Here is an 18,074-nt window from a genome sequence, read left to right on the forward strand (position 1 = left end):
AAGAGCAATTCAAATTGTGTATGGACGATCACAGTTTCATACTAGGCGGGTTATTATTTTGCTCTGTTTTTAAGGACTCACTATGTTTTCCGCAACGCGCCACCGTATTGCTGCCCTGGCGCTCGGCGTTTGCTTTATCCTTCCGGCTCAGGCAAAAAATCAACCTTATGGTGAAATCGCCAATATGCAGGCGCGGCATATTGCCACCGTCTTCCCTGGCCGCATGACCGGCTCACCCGCGGAGATGCTCTCCGCCGACTATATTCGCCAGCAGTTTGCCGATATGGGCTACCAGAGCGATATCCGCTCGTTTCACAGCCGCTACGTCTATACCTCACGCAATAAAACAAAAAACTGGCATAACGTGACCGGCAGTACGGTGATTGCCGCGCACGAAGGTCGCGCGGCTGAACAGATTATTATTATGGCGCACCTGGATACCTACGCCCCGATGAGCGATGCCGATACGGATAACAACCTCGGCGGTCTGACGCTACAGGGCATGGACGATAACGCAGCAGGCCTCGGCGTGATGCTTGAACTGGCTGAACGCCTTAAAAATATTCCGACGAAATACGGTATTCGCTTTGTGGCGACCAGCGGTGAAGAAGAAGGGAAACTCGGCGCTGAGAATCTCCTTAAGCGGATGAGCGCTGAGGAGAAGAAAAATACGCTGCTGGTGATTAACCTCGATAATTTAATCGTTGGCGATAAGCTCTATTTCAACAGCGGACAGAGTACGCCGGGTACCGTGCGCAAGCTGACGCGCGACCGGGCGCTGGCGATTGCCCGCAGCCATGGGGTTTATGCCACCAGTAATCCCGGTGGAAATCCGGCTTATCCACGTGGAACGGGCTGCTGTAACGACGGCGAAGTGTTCGATAAAGCGGGCATTCCGGTGCTGTACGTGGAAGCAACAAACTGGACGCTGGGGGAAAAAGACGGCTACCAGCAGCGGGCCAAATCAAAGGCCTTCCCGGACGGAACAAGCTGGCATAATGTGATGCTGGATAATCAGCAGCATATCGATCGCGCCCTGCCGCAGCGGATTGAACACCGCAGCCGCGACGTGGTGAAAGTGATGCTGCCGCTGGTGAAGGAGCTGGCGAAAGCGGGGAAAGCGTAGTGCGTTATTTTTTCCCCACCCCTCACCCTAACCCTCTCCCCAAAGGGGAGAGGCCAGGGGTGAGGGGCAGTGAGATTTTACCCTTCGTGCAGCCCGCACTCGCGCTTCAGCCCGAAGAATCGCGTCTCTTCTTCCGCCATTCCCGGTTCCCATTTGCGCGTGGTGTGGGTATCCCCCACGGACAGGTAGCCCTGCTCCCACAGCGGATGGTACTTGAGCCCGTGTTTTTGCAGGTACTGATACACCGTGCGGTTATCCCAGTCGATAATCGGCAGCACTTTGAACACCCCACGCTGGACCGCCAGCACCGGCAAGGTTGCGCGGCTCCCTGACTGCTCGCGGCGCAGACCCGCAAACCACGTCTGCGCGTTCAGCTCTTTCAGCGCCCGGTTCATCGGCTCGACTTTGTTGATCTCATTGTATTTCTCAATACCCTCAACGCCCTGCTCCCACAGCTTGCCGTAGCGCGCCTCCTGCCAGGCAGCGCTTTCCATCGCGCGGTAGACTTTGAGGTTCAGCCTGAGCTTATCCGTCAGCTCATCGATAAACTGGTAGGTTTCCGGGAACAGGTAGCCGGTATCGGTGAGGATCACCGGAATGTCCGGACGGATCTGATTCACCAGATGCAGGCTGACCGCCGCCTGAATACCAAAGCTCGACGACAGCACATAATCTCCCGGCAGATTTTCCAGCGCCCACGCCACGCGCCCTTCGGCGTCCAGCTTTTCAAGGTGGGCGTTAGTTTCTGCCAGGGCCAGAATGCGTTCGACTTTTGGCAGGTCATTAAGGGCGTTTAGATCGAGTACGGACATAATTACCTCTCGTGGTTACTCCCAGAAATCCCTTGCGGGATCGAGCACCGGGCGAATGATGCCCGCACGCACCGTAAAGTCGCCGAAGCCTTCACCCGCTTCGCGCTCTTTCGCCCAGCGCCCGACAAGCTCGTCGATGGAATCAAGAATTTCCGGCTCGGTGATGTTCTCGCGGAACATGCGCGGAATGCGCGTGCCGATACGGTTACCGCCCAGGTGCAGGTTATAGCGACCCGGCGCTTTCCCTACCAGACCGAGTTCGGCCAGCATCGCACGGCCGCAGCCGTTCGGGCAGCCCGTCACGCGCATAACAATATGCTCGTCCGGAATCCCGTGTTTTTCCAGAATCGCTTCCACTTTGTCAGTAAATGACGGCAGGAAACGTTCCGCTTCCGCCATCGCCAGCGGACAGGTCGGGAACGACACGCAGGCCATCGAGTTTTCACGCTGCGGCTTAACCGCATCCATTAACCCGTGATCGCGCGCCAGCTTCTCAATCTTCGCCTTCTGGCTCTCCGGCACGCCGGCAATAATGAGATTCTGGTTAGCGGTAATGCGGAACTCGCCTTTGTGGATCTTCGCAATTTCCAGCAGACCGGTTTTCAGCGGACGGCCCGGATAATCCAGAATACGACCGTTTTCAATAAACAGCGTCAGATGCCATTTATTGTCGATGCCTTTCACCCAGCCGATGCGATCGCCGCGACCGGTAAATTCGTAAGGGCGGATCGGCTCAAATTTGATGCCCGCGCGACGCTCCACTTCCTCTTTGAACGTTTCAACGCCCACGCGCTCCAGGGTGTATTTGGTTTTCGCGTTTTTACGGTCGGTACGGTTGCCCCAGTCGCGCTGGGTGGTCACTACCGCTTCCGCCACGGCCAGCGTGTGCTCCAGCGGCAGGAAGCCGAACTCGCTCGCGGTGCGGGCGTAGGTTTTCTTGTTACCGTGCTCAATGGACAGGCCGCCGCCCACCAGCAGGTTAAAGCCAACCAGCTTGCCGTTCTCGGCAATCGCCACGAAGTTCATGTCATTGGCGTGCAGATCGATATCGTTCTGCGGTGGGATCACGACCGTGGTTTTAAACTTACGCGGCAGATAGGTCTGGCCGAGGATCGGTTCTTCGTCGGTGGTGGCGACTTTCTCCTGATCGAGCCAGATCTCCGCATAGGCACGGGTGCGCGGCAACAGGTGCTCGGAGATCTTTTTCGCCCACTCATACGCTTCGGCATGCAGCTCGGACTCGTACGGGTTCGAAGTGCAGAGCACGTTACGGTTCATGTCGTTGGCGGTCGCGAGCGCGTCCAGCCCGACGGAGTGGAGCATCTGGTGTACCGGCTTCACGTTCTTCTTCAGAATCCCATGGAACTGGAAGGTCTGACGGTTAGTGAGGCGGATGCTGCCATAAATGGTGTTTTCACCCGCAAATTTGTCGATGGCCTGCCACTGCTTGGTGGTGATCACCCCGCCCGGCAGGCGGCAGCGCAGCAGCATCGCGTGGCGCGGCTCCAGCTTCTGTTCGGCGCGCTCGGCGCGGATATCGCGGTCGTCCTGCTGGTACATACCGTGGAAACGGATCAGCAGGAAGTTGTCGCCTTTGAAGCCGCCGGTCAGACCGTCATTTAAATCTTCGGCAATGGTACCGCGCAGGTAGTTGCTCTCTACCTTCATGCGCTCGGCATCAGACAGTTTGCCTTCGACCACCAGTGGGCCAGGATGTTTTTCGCTCATTAGTAGACATCTCGCTGATAACGGCGCTCTACGCGCAGCTCACTTAAAAATTCATCCGCCGCTTCGGCATCCATACCGCCGAATTCGGCAATCACTTCCAGCAGTGCCTGCTCAACGTCTTTCGCCATGCGATTGGCGTCGCCGCAGACATAAATGTGGGCACCGTCATTGATCCAGCGCCACAGCTCTGCGCCCTGTTCGCGCAGTTTGTCTTGTACGTATACTTTTTCTTTCTGGTCGCGGGACCAGGCCAGATCAATGCGGGTCAGTACGCCTTCTTTCACATAGCGCTGCCACTCAACCTGGTAGAGGAAATCTTCGGTAAAGTGCGGGTTGCCGAAGAACAGCCAGTTTTTACCCGGCGCTTCATCTGCGGCACGCTGCTGCATGAAGGCGCGGAACGGCGCAATGCCGGTGCCCGGGCCAATCATGATGACCGGCGTTTCCGGGTTCGCTGGCAGGCGGAAGTTGTCGTTGTGCTCGATAAAGACGCGCACTTCGCCCTCTTCTTCCACGCGATCAGCCAGGAAGCTCGACGCCCCACCCGCGCGGGCGCGGCCTTCGATGTCGTAGCGCACTACACCAACGGTAACATGCACTTCGCTTTCCACTTCAGCCTGCGAAGAGGCGATGGAGTAGAGGCGTGGGGTCAGCGGACGCAGCAGACCAACCAGCGCATCGGCATCCAGTTGCGCCGGAGAGAAGCGCACCATATCGACAATCGGCGTCGTCGCGGCGTAATGCTGCAGCTTCGCTTTGTCGCCCACCAACGGCAGCAAGGATTCGCTGCGCGTTAAGGTGGCGTAATTTTCGACGATATTCGGCGTGTTCACCGTCAGCTCGAAATGCCACTGCAGCGCTTCGGAGAGCGGCAGGGTTTTGCCGTCAACGGTGACGGGCTCGTCACCCTTCAGCCACAGCAGCTCGACAAGCTCTTTCACCAGCGCCGGATCGTTCTGATACCAGACGCCCAGGGCATCGCCGGGCTGATAGCGCAGGCCCGAGTCGCCAAGATCGATTTCAATATGGCGCACGTCTTTTTCCGAATCGCGGCCTGTAATTTTCTGGTTCACCGACAGGCTCGCCGTCAGCGGCGACTCTTTGGTGTACGGGCTGGTGTGGATTTCATTGACGGTGCCCGCAGCGGTCACGGCGGCCTGCGCTGGCGACTCTTTCGGGACGCGGGCTTTCAGCACCTCAACGATGCGCGCACGCCATTCGGCGGCGGCAGTCTGGTATTCCACATCCGCATCTACGCGGTCCAGCAGGCGTTCAGCGCCCAGCTCTGCCAGCTTGCTGTCGAAGTCTTTACCGGACTGGCAGAAGAATTCATAGGAGGTATCGCCCAGGCCAAAGACGGCAAACGCGGTGCCATTCAGTTTTGGCGCTTTTTTCGAGAACAGGAACTTGTGCAGCGCCACCGCTTCTTCAGCGGGTTCACCTTCGCCCTGCGTTGAGGCGACCACCACCAGCAGTTTTTCCGACGCGATTTGTTTGAATTTATAATCCCCGGCGTTGACCAGGTTCACGTTCAGTTTTGCCGCGAGCAGGTCATCACGCAGCGCTTCGGCCACGCGGCGGGCGTTGCCCGTCTGCGAGGCGCTGATCAGCGTAATGGCAGGAATTTCCACAGCCGTTGACGGTGCGCCAGCCACAGCGCCAGGCTGCTGGTTGAGCATTCCCCAGAAATAACCGGAGACCCAGGCAAGCTGAGTGGGAGAAAAATCAGAGGTGGCAGCCTGAAGGCGCGCCAGTTGCTCCGGGTTAAGGGGAAGCAAATTTGAAGGTGGGGCCTGTGTTGTCATGCGTCGTTATGTTCCAGTAGCCAAGCGGACTTTAAGCGAATAAATCCAAACTGAAGATAAGGTTAACGGCGTGGATAATAACAATTAAAGAAGGGATGGAAATAATAAATAACCAAATGGACTAACCTGTTTTAGTTATCGTTCTTAGCGATAAAACCGATTGAATAACCATTTGAAATAAAAGAATAAAAACCAATAATCACCCTGAATACCGGGCGTTCACCGTTCAGAGCCGTTTTAGTTAATGCTAAAAATTGTGCTTTCCGGTACTATGCGGCGGTTTTTTCCGCATTACTGAGAGCGATCATGTCCACCACACTGTTTAAAGATTTCACCTTCGAAGCCGCCCACCACCTTCCGCACGTTCCTGCAGGACATAAATGCGGCCGCCTGCACGGGCATTCGTTTATGGTGCGTCTTGAGATCACCGGTGAAGTTGATCCGCATACCGGTTGGATCATGGATTTTGCCGAACTGAAGGCCGCGTTTAAGCCAACCTACGATCGTCTGGATCATTATTACCTGAATGATATCCCGGGCCTTGAAAACCCGACCAGCGAAGTGCTGGCAAAATGGATTTGGGATCAGATGAAGCCGCTGGTGCCGCTGCTGAGCGCGGTGATGATCAAAGAGACCTGTACCGCTGGCTGTATCTATCGCGGGGAGTGATGCTTGCCGGGTGGCGGCTTCGCCTTACCCGGCCTACAAAAGCCTCGAACCGTAGGCTCGGTAAGCGCTAGCGCCACCGGGCTTTTTTTCAGGCAATATTCAGGTACTTGTGCGTCTGCATCGACAGGCGCCAGTTACGCGCAATACAGGTTTCAATGCACAGACGCGTCGCATCCTCTTTCTGGCTGATCGGCTGCAGGGCAATCACCCGCAGCTTCTCATCCGTCAGCGTCGCCAGCAGTTCGTCCAGGGCTTCGATATCGCGCACGCGCCCTACCGGGTGCTTAATTTCATCCGCGCGCTCCAGCGCCTGAGACAGCACGTCATACCCGCCGCGCATATTCACTTTTGGCGATACCGTCACCCAGGTGGTGTGCGAGCAGCGCACTTCATGGGTGCCGCTGGTTTCAATCTGACAGCTGTAGCCGTTCTTTTCGAGCAGCTCGGTCAGCGGCGTCAGATCGTGGATGCAGGGTTCACCGCCGGTGATCACCACGTGGCGCGCCGTCCAGCCCTGGCGACCAATAATCGCCAGCAGATCTTCTGCACTGCCCGCGCCCCACTTATCGCTCTCTTTGGTTTTCGCCAGTATGCTAAACAGCGACACTTCCCGATCTGCGAGCTTATCCCACGTATGTTTGGTATCACACCAGGCACAGCCAACCGGGCATCCCTGTAAACGAATGAAAATAGCGGGAACGCCGGTAAAGTAACCCTCGCCTTGCAGGGTCTGGAACATCTCGTTAATCGGGTACTGCATAGTCATCTCAGTAAAGGGGATAAACGATAAGTATCGCAGATCCCCGCCGGATGGTCATGCTCCATCGGTGCTTTGCGCGCCAATCGCCGCCATAAAACGCCCGGTAATTTGCTGTGGGCGGGTGATCGCCCCGCCGACGACAACCGTATGCGCGCCCAGCGCCAGACAACGGGCCGCGCGATCGGGGGTATCCACGTTGCCTTCGGCAATCACGGGAACCGTCACGGCAGCCAGCACAGCCTTCAGGAACGCGCAGTCGTTCTCCGGAAGCGAATGACCTGCCGTTTCCGCCGTATAGCCGTAAAGCGTAGTGCCGACGCAGTCAAAGCCAAGCGCCTGCGCCGTTCCGGCCTCTTCAACCGTGGAAATATCCGCCATCAGCAGTACCGAGGGGTAACGTGAGCGGATGCGCGTCACCAGCGTTTCCAGGGATTCACCGCCAGGACGTTCCCGCGCCGTCGCATCAAGGGCAATGATTTCCGGAGAGACAGCCATGAGCTCATCCACCTCTTTCATCGTGGCGGTGATAAACACCTGGCTTTCCGGGTAATCCCGTTTGATGATGCCGATGACAGGCAAAGAGACCTGTTGTTTAATGGCCGCGATATCCACCACACTGTTAGCGCGAATGGCGGCGGCTCCGCCCTGTGCCGCTGCCAGCGCCATCCGCGACATGATAAACGGGCTGTGCAGCGGTTCATTTTCCAGCGCCTGACAGGAGACGACCAGTTTTCCTTTCAGGGTATCCAGTACAGTTTTCATTACGATAAGATCTCTTCCACTTCGTTTTTGATAATCGTGACGTGTGGGCCATAGATGACCTGAACACCGTTACCGCGCACGATAACGCCGCGCGCGCCGGTGGCTTTCAGCGCCGCGTCATTCACTTTGCTGCCGTCCTTCACCGTCACGCGAAGCCGCGTGGCGCAGCAGTCCACCTCTTCCAGATTCTCTTTTCCGCCTAACCCGGCGATCACCGCAACGGCGCGCTCGCTCTGCGGCAGGCTGACGTCATCAACCATCGCCTCCTTTTCCCGGCCCGGCGTGGCGAAATCAAAGCGGTTAATCAGATAACGGAAGGTGAAGTAGTAGAGGAAGAACCACGGCACGCCGACCAGCGGAACGAACATCCAGTTGGTTTTAGCCTCTCCCTGCAAAATGCCGAACAGCACGAAGTCAATAAAGCCGCCGGAGAAGGTCTGCCCGATGGTGATGTGCAGCATGTGCGCGAACATAAACGCCAGCCCGTCAAACAGCGCATGAATGACGTACAGCACCGGGGCAATAAACAGGAAGGAGAACTCGATGGGCTCGGTAATTCCCGTCAGGAACGAGGTTAACGCCGCAGAGAGCAGCAGCCCGGCAACCCGCTTTTTGTTCTCCGGTTTCGCCGTGTGGTACATCGCCAGACACGCGCCGAGCAGGCCAAACATCATCGTGATAAAACGCCCGGACATGAAGCGCGATGTGCCTTCATAGAAGTGCTGCGTGTTCGGGTCGGCCAACTGGGCGAAGAAGATCCGCTGCGTGCCTTCCACCAGATGGCCGTTAACAATCTCGCTGCCGCCAAGCGCGGTGGTCCAGAACGGCAGATAGAAGATGTGGTGCAAACCAAACGGGCCAAGCATGCGTAAAATGAAGCCGTACAGCAGGGTGCCCAGATAACCGGTGGCATCCACCAGCCCGCCGAGACCAAAAATCAGTTTCTGGAAATGCGGCCAGATCACGGTCATGAGCGCGCCAACGAGTATCGCCGCGAGCGAACTGATAATGGGGACAAAACGCGAGCCGCCAAAAAAGCCCAGGAACTGCGGAAGCGCAATCTTGTTGAAACGATGGTGCAGCACGCAGGTCACCAGCCCAATAACCACGCCGCCAAACACGCCCGTTTCCAGCGTCTGAATACCCAGGGTCATGCCCTGCCCTACGGCTCCAGGGTTTTCATGCGCCAGTTTACCGGTGAGGATCAGCAGCGCGTTGATGGTGGCGTTCATCACCAGAAACGCGAGTAGCGCCGCCAGACCAGCCGTGCCCTTATCGCTTTTTGCCAACCCGACGGCTACCCCAACCGCAAACAGCACCGAGAGGTTTGCAAACACAATTGAACCGGCGCTGCTCATGATGGTGAAGATGGCCTGCAGCCAGCCCACATCTAAAAACGGATAGGCCGCCAGCGTATTGGGATTTGATAACGCCCCGCCGATACCGAGCAGCAGACCCGCTGCGGGCAACACGGCAATAGGCAACATAAAGGATTTGCCAAAGCGCTGCGCTTTTTCAAACCATCCCCCTGAAGAAGCCCCACTGAATATTTGCATCATTTTTTCATCCCCCCATTAAACGATGAAAATTTTTACCACATTAATTTTTAATAGAGAAAATTATCATCAAAAACCAGGAGGACGATCATACTTTTTCAAAATGACTGGCATCCTTCCCCCGCTTTCCGCCACACTAGTCGCAGAGAAACGCATTAAGGATCGAGCATGTCAGACAATGAAAACCTGCTGCTGAAGCTACGCCAGGAGGCTTCCGGGTACAGCCCAACGCAACAAAAACTCGGTGAGTTTGTTCTCAGCGATCCTGCCCGGGTGCTCTACCTGACGATCACTGAACTGGCGCGCGAGAGCCACACCAGCGAGGCCAGCGTGACGCGTCTTTGCCGGACGCTGGGCTGCAAGGGCTATAACGAATTTAAAATGGCACTGGCGCTGGATATTCAGCAGAGCCAGCCCGCGCGTGAGACCGGGGATGAAATTGATACTGTGGTGGATGAGTCAGTGCAGGCTCTGCAGGATACCGCCAGGCTCCTTGACCGGTCACTGCTTGAAAAAGCCGCACTGGCGCTGCATCAGGCGCAGTCCGTGCAGATTTATGGCGTCGCGGCCAGCGCTATACTCGGCGAGTATCTGCATTACAAGCTGCTGCGACTGGGTAAACCCGCGCAGCTGTTTAGCGATATGCACTGCGCGGCCATGAACGCGACGACGCTTTCGGCAGAGACGCTGGTCGTGGCCATCTCCAGCTCCGGTTCAACGCGGGATCTCCTGCACGTGGTGAAGCTTGCCCGCAAGCGCGGCGTGAAGGTTCTGGCGCTCAGCAATACCCCGCGCAGCCCTCTCGCCTCCCTTAGCGATATGCTGCTGGTGGCCGCCAAGCCTGAAGGCCCGCTTAGCGCAGGGGCGCTTAATGCCAAAGTTGGGGTAATGCTGCTGGTCGAATTGCTGACCACTTCCCTGATTGCGCGAGATAGCCATTACGCTGACGTCAGCCAACAGACCGCCAGCGCGACGCTTCCTCTGTTGCTCTGAAAACATTCGCAGGCTAAATAAAATAGCCTGCGTTTAATCTCGTCTGATTTCACTTTAGTGGGGTTTAATTCATTTAGCGCATAAATGATTGGTGTAACAAAGTGTTTTATTAATTACATTTTGAATTACAGTTTCCGCCCTGACAGGAAAATAAAAAACATCATAAATTCAATAAATTGAAATATAATATTTATTAAATTGAATTTTTTCAGTTTCCGTAATGTCAAATATCTCCACCTGATTTTCTTTCCTTAAAATAAGCTTAAGACGCGGTCTGTACCGGCGTTTTATTATTTAAATACCGTTTACTTTTGCGCGCCTACAATCCGCCTCATCAATCATAATGAGACGGTATCAATGAAGATGTTATTGATTACAGGCGTGACCGGTTTTCTGGGCGGTGCAGTACTTGAAAAAATCCTGACCAGCGATCGACCCGTAAAAGTCCTTTTGCTTGCCCGTGCCGACGATCCGCAGGGCGGGCTGGCGCGCGTACAGGAGAACATGCGTAAGTTTAACGTTCCCGAGGAGAAACTGGCCTCCCTGAGCGTGGACAATATCCTCATCGGCGACCTCAGCCAGCCGGAGGCTTTTCTGAACGATCCGCGACTGAACCAGGTCACGCATGTCGTAAACTGTGCGGCTGTCGCGTCATTTGGCAATAACCCGCTGATCTGGAAGGTGAACGTAGAAGGCACCCTTGCGCTGGCGCGCCACATGGAGCAGGTCGCAGGGCTGCAGCGTTTTCTGCACGTAGGCACCGCAATGTCATGCACGCCGGAGCAGGATTCGCTGGTCGCCGAAAGTGCGGAATTCAGAGAAAATGCTGAGCACCTGGTGGAATACACCTGGTCCAAGTCAACCATCGAACAGCTGATGCGTCAGGAGTGTCCAAATCTGCCGCTGCTCATCGCCCGTCCGTCCATCGTCGTCGGCCATACCCGTCACGGCTGCACGCCGTCGAGCAGCATTTTCTGGGTCTTTAGCATGGGGCTGATGCTGCAAAAGTTTATGTGCTCAATGGAAGACCGGATCGACGTTGTGCCGGTGGATTATTGCGCCGATGCGCTGTTAATGCTGCTGAGCAGCAACGCACATTCAGGGGAAGTGGTCCATATTTCTGCCGGGGAAGAGAACAGCGTTCGCTTTGCAGATATCGATCAGGCGATGGCGCAGGCGCTGGAGAAAGCGCCCGTCGGCGACAAGTACGCGCAGGTAAGCTACGAAACGCTGGTCAGAATGCGTCGTGAACTGAAGTCTATTTTTGGCCCGTGCAATGAACGGCTGATGCTGAGAGCAATGCGTTTATACGGTGCCTTTGCCACGCTGAACGTGCGCTTCAGCAACGATAAACTGCTCAGCATGGGGATGCCAAAGCCACCTCGTTTTACGGATTATATCGCCCGCTGCGTGCAAACCACCCGGGGATTGAGTATCCCGGAACAGATGGCGGTCGATTTTAAATAGCCAAAAAAAATGCCAGTCATTTGACTGGCATTTTCATTTTAAGGCTTAAGCAATTATGCCTGGCCTTTGATCTCTTTACGACCGTTGTAAGGTGCTTTTTCGCCCAGCGCTTCTTCGATACGAATCAGCTGGTTGTATTTAGCAACACGGTCAGAACGGCTCATAGAACCGGTTTTGATCTGGCCAGCAGCGGTACCAACAGCCAGGTCAGCGATGGTAGCGTCTTCAGTTTCGCCAGAACGGTGAGAGATAACAGCGGTGTAGCCAGCGTCTTTCGCCATTTTGATCGCAGCCAGAGTTTCGGTCAGAGAACCGATCTGGTTGAATTTGATCAGGATGGAGTTAACGATGCCTTTCTCGATGCCTTCTTTCAGGATCTTGGTGTTGGTTACGAACAGATCGTCACCAACCAGCTGGATTTTGTCGCCCAGTACTTTAGTCTGGTATGCGAAACCATCCCAGTCAGACTCGTCCAGACCGTCTTCGATAGAAACGATTGGGTACTGTTTGGTCAGGTCTTCCAGGAAGTGAGTAAACTCTTCGGAGGTGAACGCTTTGTTGCCTTCGCCAGCCAGAACGTATTTACCGTCTTTGTAGAATTCAGATGCTGCACAGTCCATCGCCAGGGTGATGTCTTTGCCCAGCTCGTAGCCTGCTGCTTTAACCGCTTCAGCGATAACAGCCAGTGCTTCTGCGTTAGAACCCAGGTTTGGCGCGTAGCCACCTTCGTCACCAACAGCAGTGTTCATACCTTTAGCTTTCAGAACTTTAGCCAGGTTGTGGAACACTTCAGAACCCATACGAACCGCTTCTTTCAGGGTTTTCGCGCCAACTGGCTGAATCATGAATTCCTGAATATCAACGTTGTTGTCAGCGTGCTCACCACCGTTGATGATGTTCATCATTGGTACAGGCATAGAGTATTTGCCTGGGGTGCCGTTCAGTTCAGCGATGTGCTCGAACAGAGGCATACCTTTAGCAGCAGCTGCCGCTTTGGCGTTCGCCAGGGAAACGGCCAGGATTGCGTTCGCACCGAAGTTAGATTTGTTTTCAGTACCGTCCAGATCGATCATGATCTTGTCGATGCCAGCCTGATCTTTGGCATCTTTGCCAACGATAGCCTGAGCAATAGGACCGTTAACAGCGCCAACCGCTTTCAGTACGCCTTTGCCCATGAAACGGGATTTGTCGCCATCACGCAGTTCCAGCGCTTCGCGGGAACCCGTAGAAGCCCCTGATGGAGCAGCTGCCATACCGACGAAACCACCTTCCAGATGAACTTCGGCTTCAACGGTCGGGTTACCACGGGAGTCGATGATTTCACGACCGATGACTTTAACGATTTTGGACATTAGATTTTCCTCAGTACAAGTTAAACTAAAACTCCAGACAAACAACGCGTACCAAAGGTACGCGTTGCCGTTCTAACTTTTTTACTTCGCCTGACGCTTCTGGTACTCGCTGGCGGCTTTCACAAAGCCTGCAAACAGCGGATGTCCATCACGCGGCGTTGAAGTAAATTCCGGGTGGAACTGGCAGGCAACAAACCACGGATGGTTTGGCACTTCAATGATCTCGACTAACTGATCATCCCCGGAGCGACCCGCAACACGCAGGCCCGCAGCTTCAATTTGTTTCAACAACATGTTGTTGACTTCATAGCGGTGACGATGACGCTCGGTGATGACCGGCTCGCCGTACAGCTGGCGAACCACGCTATCGTCGGACAGCTGGCAGGCCTGTGCGCCAAGACGCATAGTGCCACCCAGATCGCTCTTCTCGGTACGGACTTCGACGTTACCGTCTTCGTCACGCCATTCCGTAATCAGCGCCACTACAGGGTACTTACAGTCTGGCACAAATTCCGTAGAGTTCGCGTTTTCCATTCCCGCTACGTTGCGCGCAAATTCGATCAGCGCAACCTGCATACCCAGGCAGATGCCGAGGTATGGAATATTGTTTTCACGCGCATAGCGTGCAGTGGCGATCTTGCCTTCAACACCACGGTAGCCGAAACCGCCAGGGATGAGGATAGCATCCAGATCTTTCAGAATCTCAACGCCACGTGTTTCTACATCCTGCGAATCAATCAGCTTGATGTTCACGGAGACGCGGTTCTTCAGACCACCATGCTTCAGCGCTTCGATAACGGACTTATAGGCGTCCGGCAGTTCGATGTACTTGCCGACCATACCGATAGTCACTTCGCCCGCCGGGTTCGCTTCTTCGTAAATAACCTGTTCCCATTCAGACAGGTTAGCTTCCGGACAGTTCAAGCTGAATCGTTTACAAATATAATCGTCCAGACCCTGTGATTTCAACAGGCCCGGGATTTTATAAATGGAATCGACATCTTTCATTGAAATAACGGCTTTTTCAGGCACGTTACAGAACAATGCAATTTTCGCACGTTCGTTCGCCGGAATGGCGCGATCGGAACGGCAAACCAGGATGTCAGGCTGAATACCGATAGAGAGCAGCTCTTTAACGGAGTGCTGGGTCGGTTTGGTTTTCACTTCACCTGCTGCCGCCATGTAAGGTACCAGCGTCAGGTGCATGAACAGCGCGTGTTCGCGACCAATGTCTACCGCCAGCTGACGAATCGCTTCGAGGAACGGCAGGGATTCGATATCACCCACGGTACCGCCGATTTCAACCAGCACCACGTCATGCCCTTCGCCACCGGCAAGGACACGCTCTTTAATGGCGTTAGTGATGTGTGGGATAACCTGCACGGTCGCGCCCAGGTAATCACCACGGCGCTCTTTACGCAGCACGTCAGAATAGATGCGGCCAGTCGTAAAGTTGTTACGACGGGTCATTTTGGTACGAATGAAACGCTCGTAGTGGCCAAGATCCAGATCGGTTTCAGCGCCGTCTTCAGTAACGAACACTTCCCCGTGTTGGGTTGGGCTCATGGTGCCAGGATCGACGTTGATGTACGGATCCAGTTTCATCATGGTCACATTGAGGCCACGGGCTTCAAGAATGGCTGCGAGGGAGGCTGCGGCAATGCCTTTACCCAGAGAGGATACGACCCCGCCGGTCACAAAAATATAGTTCGTTGTCATGCTGAACCTGAGAAGTTAGGGTGAAACGATGGAATAACCAGGACGGGAAAGTAGTATACCCGAACACGGCGAGCGCCACAAACTTTCATTCTCCGTCTCCATTCCAGGCCATGACAAACATAAGGAGTGAGAAAATAGCCCCTTTTGGGTAAATGTTTTTGACGCAAATCAAGCGCTTGTCATTTAAAAAATCACACAAATTGCGCTTGATCGCAAAATTCCGTTAGAGATCATGTTCCTGGCGTTTTACTTCCTGCCAGACTTCTTCCATCGCATCGAGGTCTATACCGCTCATTTCCAGGCCGCGCGAGGCCACAATCCGTTCGACTTCACGAAAGCGACGTTCGAATTTCAGGTTGGCTTTTTGCAGGGCGGTTTCCGCTTTTACCCCTAAATGGCGAGAAAGGTTGACGGTGGCGAACAGCAGATCGCCCATCTCTTCCTCCAGCTTTGCTTCATCCACAACCGCCTGCTGCGCTTCGTGCATCACTTCATCGATCTCTTCATGCACTTTATCCAGCACCGGGCCCAGGGAGGTCCAGTCAAAACCGACGGCTGAGCAGCGTTTCTGGATTTTATGGGCGCGCATCAGCGCGGGCAGGCTCAGCGGGATGTCGTCCAGCGCCGAGTGCTGGGACTTTTCTGCGCGCTCTGCGCTTTTAATCTGTTCCCAGCGGGCCAGCACCTCTGCGCTGTTCCCTGCGGTGGCATCGCCAAAGATATGCGGGTGGCGGCGCTCCAGTTTGTCGCTGATGGCGGCGCAGATATCGTCAAAGTTAAAGCGCCCTTCCTCCTGCGCCATCTGGGCGTAGAACACCACCTGGAACAGCAGATCGCCGAGTTCACCGCGCAGGTCGTCAAAATCTTCGCGGGAAATAGCGTCGAGCACCTCATAGGTCTCTTCGAGGGTATAAGGTGCGATGGTCGCGAAAGTCTGCTCTTTGTCCCACGGACAGCCGTTTTCCGGGTCGCGCAGGCGTTTCATGATGCCGAGCAGGCGGTCGATTTGAGTCATGGTTATGTCCTGAAAAAAAATGCCGGGTGGCGGCTTATGCCTTACCCGGCCTACAGAAGAGTGTATTTAACCGCCGTGCAGACGACGCGCGTCAATCACATCCGGCACCTGGTTCAGTTTGCCCAGCACGCGGCCCAGCACCTGCAGGTTGTAGATTTCGATGGTCATATCGATGGTGGCAAGCTGCTCACGGGTATCGCTGCGGCTGGCGACGCCCAGCACGTTGACCTTCTCGTTGGCAAGAATGGTCGTGATGTCGCGCAGCAGGCCGCTGCGATCGTTGGCGGTGACGCGTACCACCAGCGAGTAGCCGGCGGAGTAGCTTTCCCCCCAGACCGCTTCCACAATACGTTCCGGCGCATGAGACTGCAGCTCAGCAAGCTGATCGCAGTCCGACCGGTGGATGGAAATCCCGCGTCCCTGGGTGATAAAGCCGACGATGTCGTCCCCCGGAATCGGCTGGCAGCAGCGGGCGATGTGGTGCATCAGATTACCTACCCCTTCAACCACCACGCGGCCATTGTCTTTGCTGCGCTGCTGCGGCGCATAGGTTTTCTGCTGCAACTGCTTCAGCGCCGCCGCGTCCTGCTCTTCCGCGCTAGGCTTGTTGAACTGCGCCTGCAGGAAGTTCACCATCTGATTGAGACGGATGTCGCCGCCGCCAATGGCCGCTAACAGCTCGTCCAGCTCGTTGAAGTTGTAGCGCGGCAGCAGGAATTTCTCGGCCTCTTTCAGGCTGATGCCGATGTGCTCCAGCTCGTCGTCAAGGATCTGGCGACCGGCAAGAATGTTTTTGTCACGATCCTGCTTGCGGAACCAGGCGTGAATTTTGGAGCGCCCACGGCTGGTGGTGACGTAACCCAGGTTAGGGTTAAGCCAGTCGCGGCTCGGGTTGGGCTGCTTCTGGGTGATGATTTCAATCTGGTCACCCATCTGCAGTTGATAGGTGAACGGCACGATACGCCCGCCAATTTTCGCCCCGATGCAGCGGTGCCCCACGTCACTGTGGATGTGGTAGGCAAAATCGAGCGGCGTGGAGCCAGCCGGCAGGTCGACAACGTCCCCTTTCGGGGTAAAGACGTAGACGCGATCGTCAAAGACCTGGCTGCGCACCTCGTCAAGCATTTCGCCGGAATCGGCCATCTCTTCCTGCCACGCAATCAGCTTGCGCAGCCAGGCGATGCGGTCTTCATGGCCGGAGCGTGCCCCGCCGGAGGTGCCTTCTTTGTACTTCCAGTGCGCGGCCACGCCCAGCTCGGCGTCTTCATGCATCTGTTTAGTGCGGATCTGGATCTCGACGGTTTTGCCACCGGGGCCAAGCACCACGGTATGAATAGACTGGTAGCCGTTTGGTTTGGGGTTCGCGACGTAGTCATCGAACTCATCCGGCAGGTGGCGGAAGTGCGTGTGTACTATCCCGAGCGCGGCGTAGCAGTCCTGGAGCCTCTCCGCAACAATACGCACGGCGCGCACGTCAAACAGCTCGTCAAAGGCGAGATGTTTCTTCTGCATTTTGCGCCAGATGCTGTAGATGTGTTTCGGACGGCCGTAGACTTCAGCACGCACGTTCTCTTCTTTCATCGCCTGACGCAGGCCACCGACAAACTCGTCGATGTAGTGCTCGCGATCGATACGGCGTTCATGCAGGAGTTTGGCAATACGTTTATATTCCGCCGGATGCAGGTAGCGGAAGCAATAATCTTCCAGCTCCCATTTCAGTTGACCAATCCCTAAGCGGTTCGCCAGCGGCGCATAGATGTTCGTACACTCTTTGGCGGCCAGCACGCGCTCGTCTTCCGGCGCATCCTTCACTTCACGCAGGTGGGCGATACGCTCGGCAAGCTTGATGACCACGCAGCGGAAATCATCCACCATGGCCAGCAGCATCCGGCGAACGTTATCAACCTGCTCAGAGGAGACGGAATCGGTATGCGCGGCTTTGAGCTGGCGGATAGCCGCCATATCGCGCACGCCGTGGATCAGCGCAACGACGGATTTCCCGACGCTGTCGCGCAGCACATCTTCGCTGACCACGTCCGCATCCGCGAGAGGGAACAGCAGCGCGGCCTGCAGCGTTTCGATGTCCATGTTCAGCATGGACAGGATTTCAACCATCTCAACGCCGCGCCACAGAAGGAGATCGGCATCCGGATGCCCCTGCGTGGTGCGCAGACAATAGGCCCAGGTTTCGGTTAAGCGTTCACACGACTGCTGGCTGGAAATTCCCAGACTTGCGATCCATTTTTGTGGGTCAAATTCCCCAGCTTTATTGAGATGTGCACTTCTTACCGCAACCATTGTCCTCTCCTT

At 55.6% G+C, this 18,074-nt stretch carries 14 protein-coding genes; 4 read left to right on the top strand and 10 right to left on the bottom strand.

Features of this window, described 5'->3' with window-relative positions; all coding sequences use genetic code 11:
• Positions 1 to 82: 82 nt before the first annotated feature.
• Positions 83 to 1,126, top strand: coding sequence for an aminopeptidase (locus D5066_RS13320; protein WP_119916223.1), 1,044 nt, complete (start codon positions 83 to 85; stop codon positions 1,124 to 1,126).
• 77 nt (positions 1,127 to 1,203) lie between these two features.
• On the opposite strand, the gene cysH is transcribed toward D5066_RS13320, so the two are convergent.
• Genes cysH through cysJ form a run of 3 tightly spaced genes read right to left on the bottom strand, consistent with a single transcriptional unit; the run spans position 1,204 to position 5,471 of the window.
• Positions 1,204 to 1,938 (bottom strand): phosphoadenosine phosphosulfate reductase, encoded by a 735-nt coding sequence (gene cysH, locus D5066_RS13325; protein WP_119916224.1) that lies wholly within the window; start codon positions 1,936 to 1,938, stop codon positions 1,204 to 1,206.
• A gap of 15 nt (positions 1,939 to 1,953) precedes the next feature.
• On the bottom strand, positions 1,954 to 3,666 hold the full coding sequence (cysI, locus tag D5066_RS13330; protein WP_119916225.1) for an assimilatory sulfite reductase (NADPH) hemoprotein subunit: 1,713 nt from the start codon (positions 3,664 to 3,666) through the stop codon (positions 1,954 to 1,956).
• Positions 3,666 to 5,471 (bottom strand): NADPH-dependent assimilatory sulfite reductase flavoprotein subunit, encoded by a 1,806-nt coding sequence (gene cysJ / locus D5066_RS13335; RefSeq protein ID WP_119916226.1) that lies wholly within the window; start codon positions 5,469 to 5,471, stop codon positions 3,666 to 3,668. The genes cysI and cysJ overlap by 1 nt, the downstream gene beginning before the upstream one ends.
• A gap of 306 nt (positions 5,472 to 5,777) precedes the next feature.
• Here cysJ and queD point away from each other — a divergent pair, with 306 nt between their 5' ends.
• Positions 5,778 to 6,140, top strand: coding sequence for a 6-carboxytetrahydropterin synthase QueD (queD, locus tag D5066_RS13340; protein WP_119916227.1), 363 nt, complete (start codon positions 5,778 to 5,780; stop codon positions 6,138 to 6,140).
• 88 nt (positions 6,141 to 6,228) lie between these two features.
• Here the strand turns inward: queD and queE are convergent, their stop codons facing one another.
• From queE to D5066_RS13355, 3 genes are read right to left on the bottom strand one after another with little or no spacing between them, the layout of a single operon-like run.
• Positions 6,229 to 6,900 carry a 7-carboxy-7-deazaguanine synthase QueE gene (gene queE / locus D5066_RS13345; RefSeq protein WP_119916228.1) on the bottom strand — a complete coding sequence of 224 codons (672 nt, stop codon included), beginning with the start codon at positions 6,898 to 6,900 and terminating at the stop codon, positions 6,229 to 6,231.
• 54 nt (positions 6,901 to 6,954) lie between these two features.
• Positions 6,955 to 7,662, bottom strand: coding sequence for an N-acetylmannosamine-6-phosphate 2-epimerase (locus D5066_RS13350; RefSeq protein ID WP_119916229.1), 708 nt, complete (start codon positions 7,660 to 7,662; stop codon positions 6,955 to 6,957).
• Positions 7,662 to 9,221: a PTS transporter subunit EIIC gene (locus D5066_RS13355; RefSeq protein WP_119916230.1), complete on the bottom strand. Its 1,560-nt coding sequence runs from the start codon at positions 9,219 to 9,221 to the stop codon at positions 7,662 to 7,664. The genes D5066_RS13350 and D5066_RS13355 overlap by 1 nt, the downstream gene beginning before the upstream one ends.
• 165 nt (positions 9,222 to 9,386) lie before the next feature.
• On the opposite strand from D5066_RS13355, the gene D5066_RS13360 reads away from it, so the two are divergent.
• Positions 9,387 to 10,211 carry a MurR/RpiR family transcriptional regulator gene (locus D5066_RS13360; protein ID WP_119916231.1) on the top strand — a complete coding sequence of 275 codons (825 nt, stop codon included), beginning with the start codon at positions 9,387 to 9,389 and terminating at the stop codon, positions 10,209 to 10,211.
• 357 nt (positions 10,212 to 10,568) lie between these two features.
• The gene (locus tag D5066_RS13365; RefSeq protein WP_119916232.1) at positions 10,569 to 11,678 is read left to right on the top strand and encodes an SDR family oxidoreductase; all 1,110 of its coding nucleotides are present in this window, start codon (positions 10,569 to 10,571) and stop codon (positions 11,676 to 11,678) included.
• Between the two features lie 53 nt (positions 11,679 to 11,731).
• Here D5066_RS13365 and eno read toward each other — a convergent pair whose 3' ends face one another.
• The 4 genes from eno to relA all read right to left on the bottom strand — a co-directional run bounded on the left by eno (position 11,732) and on the right by relA (position 18,062).
• Positions 11,732 to 13,030: a phosphopyruvate hydratase gene (gene eno, locus D5066_RS13370; protein ID WP_006811784.1), complete on the bottom strand. Its 1,299-nt coding sequence runs from the start codon at positions 13,028 to 13,030 to the stop codon at positions 11,732 to 11,734.
• Positions 13,031 to 13,111: 81 nt separating this feature from the next.
• The gene (pyrG, locus tag D5066_RS13375; RefSeq protein WP_080330130.1) at positions 13,112 to 14,749 is read right to left on the bottom strand and encodes a glutamine hydrolyzing CTP synthase; all 1,638 of its coding nucleotides are present in this window, start codon (positions 14,747 to 14,749) and stop codon (positions 13,112 to 13,114) included.
• A 223-nt stretch (positions 14,750 to 14,972) separates the two neighbouring features.
• The gene (gene mazG / locus D5066_RS13380) at positions 14,973 to 15,764 is read right to left on the bottom strand and encodes a nucleoside triphosphate pyrophosphohydrolase (protein ID WP_119916233.1); all 792 of its coding nucleotides are present in this window, start codon (positions 15,762 to 15,764) and stop codon (positions 14,973 to 14,975) included.
• A 66-nt stretch (positions 15,765 to 15,830) separates the two neighbouring features.
• Positions 15,831 to 18,062, bottom strand: coding sequence for a GTP diphosphokinase (gene relA, locus D5066_RS13385; RefSeq protein WP_080330128.1), 2,232 nt, complete (start codon positions 18,060 to 18,062; stop codon positions 15,831 to 15,833).
• Positions 18,063 to 18,074 lie beyond the last annotated feature (12 nt).

The organism is Enterobacter chuandaensis, from assembly GCF_003594915.1.
GTDB classification, from domain to species: domain Bacteria; phylum Pseudomonadota; class Gammaproteobacteria; order Enterobacterales; family Enterobacteriaceae; genus Enterobacter; species Enterobacter chuandaensis.

What these genes read in the sequence shown, in the direction of transcription:
- queE (WP_119916228.1), bottom strand. Translation starts at nt 6,900, where the DNA reads ATGCAGTACCCGATTAACGAGATGTTCCAGACCCTGCAAGGCGAGGGT.
- D5066_RS13365 (WP_119916232.1), top strand. Translation starts at nt 10,569, where the DNA reads ATGAAGATGTTATTGATTACAGGCGTGACCGGTTTTCTGGGCGGTGCA.
- relA (WP_080330128.1), bottom strand. Translation starts at nt 18,062, where the DNA reads ATGGTTGCGGTAAGAAGTGCACATCTCAATAAAGCTGGGGAATTTGAC.
- mazG (WP_119916233.1), bottom strand. Translation starts at nt 15,764, where the DNA reads ATGACTCAAATCGACCGCCTGCTCGGCATCATGAAACGCCTGCGCGAC.
- D5066_RS13350 (WP_119916229.1), bottom strand. Translation starts at nt 7,662, where the DNA reads ATGAAAACTGTACTGGATACCCTGAAAGGAAAACTGGTCGTCTCCTGT.
- cysI (WP_119916225.1), bottom strand. Translation starts at nt 3,666, where the DNA reads ATGAGCGAAAAACATCCTGGCCCACTGGTGGTCGAAGGCAAACTGTCT.
- cysH (WP_119916224.1), bottom strand. Translation starts at nt 1,938, where the DNA reads ATGTCCGTACTCGATCTAAACGCCCTTAATGACCTGCCAAAAGTCGAA.
- pyrG (WP_080330130.1), bottom strand. Translation starts at nt 14,749, where the DNA reads ATGACAACGAACTATATTTTTGTGACCGGCGGGGTCGTATCCTCTCTG.
- D5066_RS13355 (WP_119916230.1), bottom strand. Translation starts at nt 9,221, where the DNA reads ATGATGCAAATATTCAGTGGGGCTTCTTCAGGGGGATGGTTTGAAAAA.
- queD (WP_119916227.1), top strand. Translation starts at nt 5,778, where the DNA reads ATGTCCACCACACTGTTTAAAGATTTCACCTTCGAAGCCGCCCACCAC.
- D5066_RS13360 (WP_119916231.1), top strand. Translation starts at nt 9,387, where the DNA reads ATGTCAGACAATGAAAACCTGCTGCTGAAGCTACGCCAGGAGGCTTCC.
- cysJ (WP_119916226.1), bottom strand. Translation starts at nt 5,471, where the DNA reads ATGACAACACAGGCCCCACCTTCAAATTTGCTTCCCCTTAACCCGGAG.
- D5066_RS13320 (WP_119916223.1), top strand. Translation starts at nt 83, where the DNA reads ATGTTTTCCGCAACGCGCCACCGTATTGCTGCCCTGGCGCTCGGCGTT.
- eno (WP_006811784.1), bottom strand. Translation starts at nt 13,030, where the DNA reads ATGTCCAAAATCGTTAAAGTCATCGGTCGTGAAATCATCGACTCCCGT.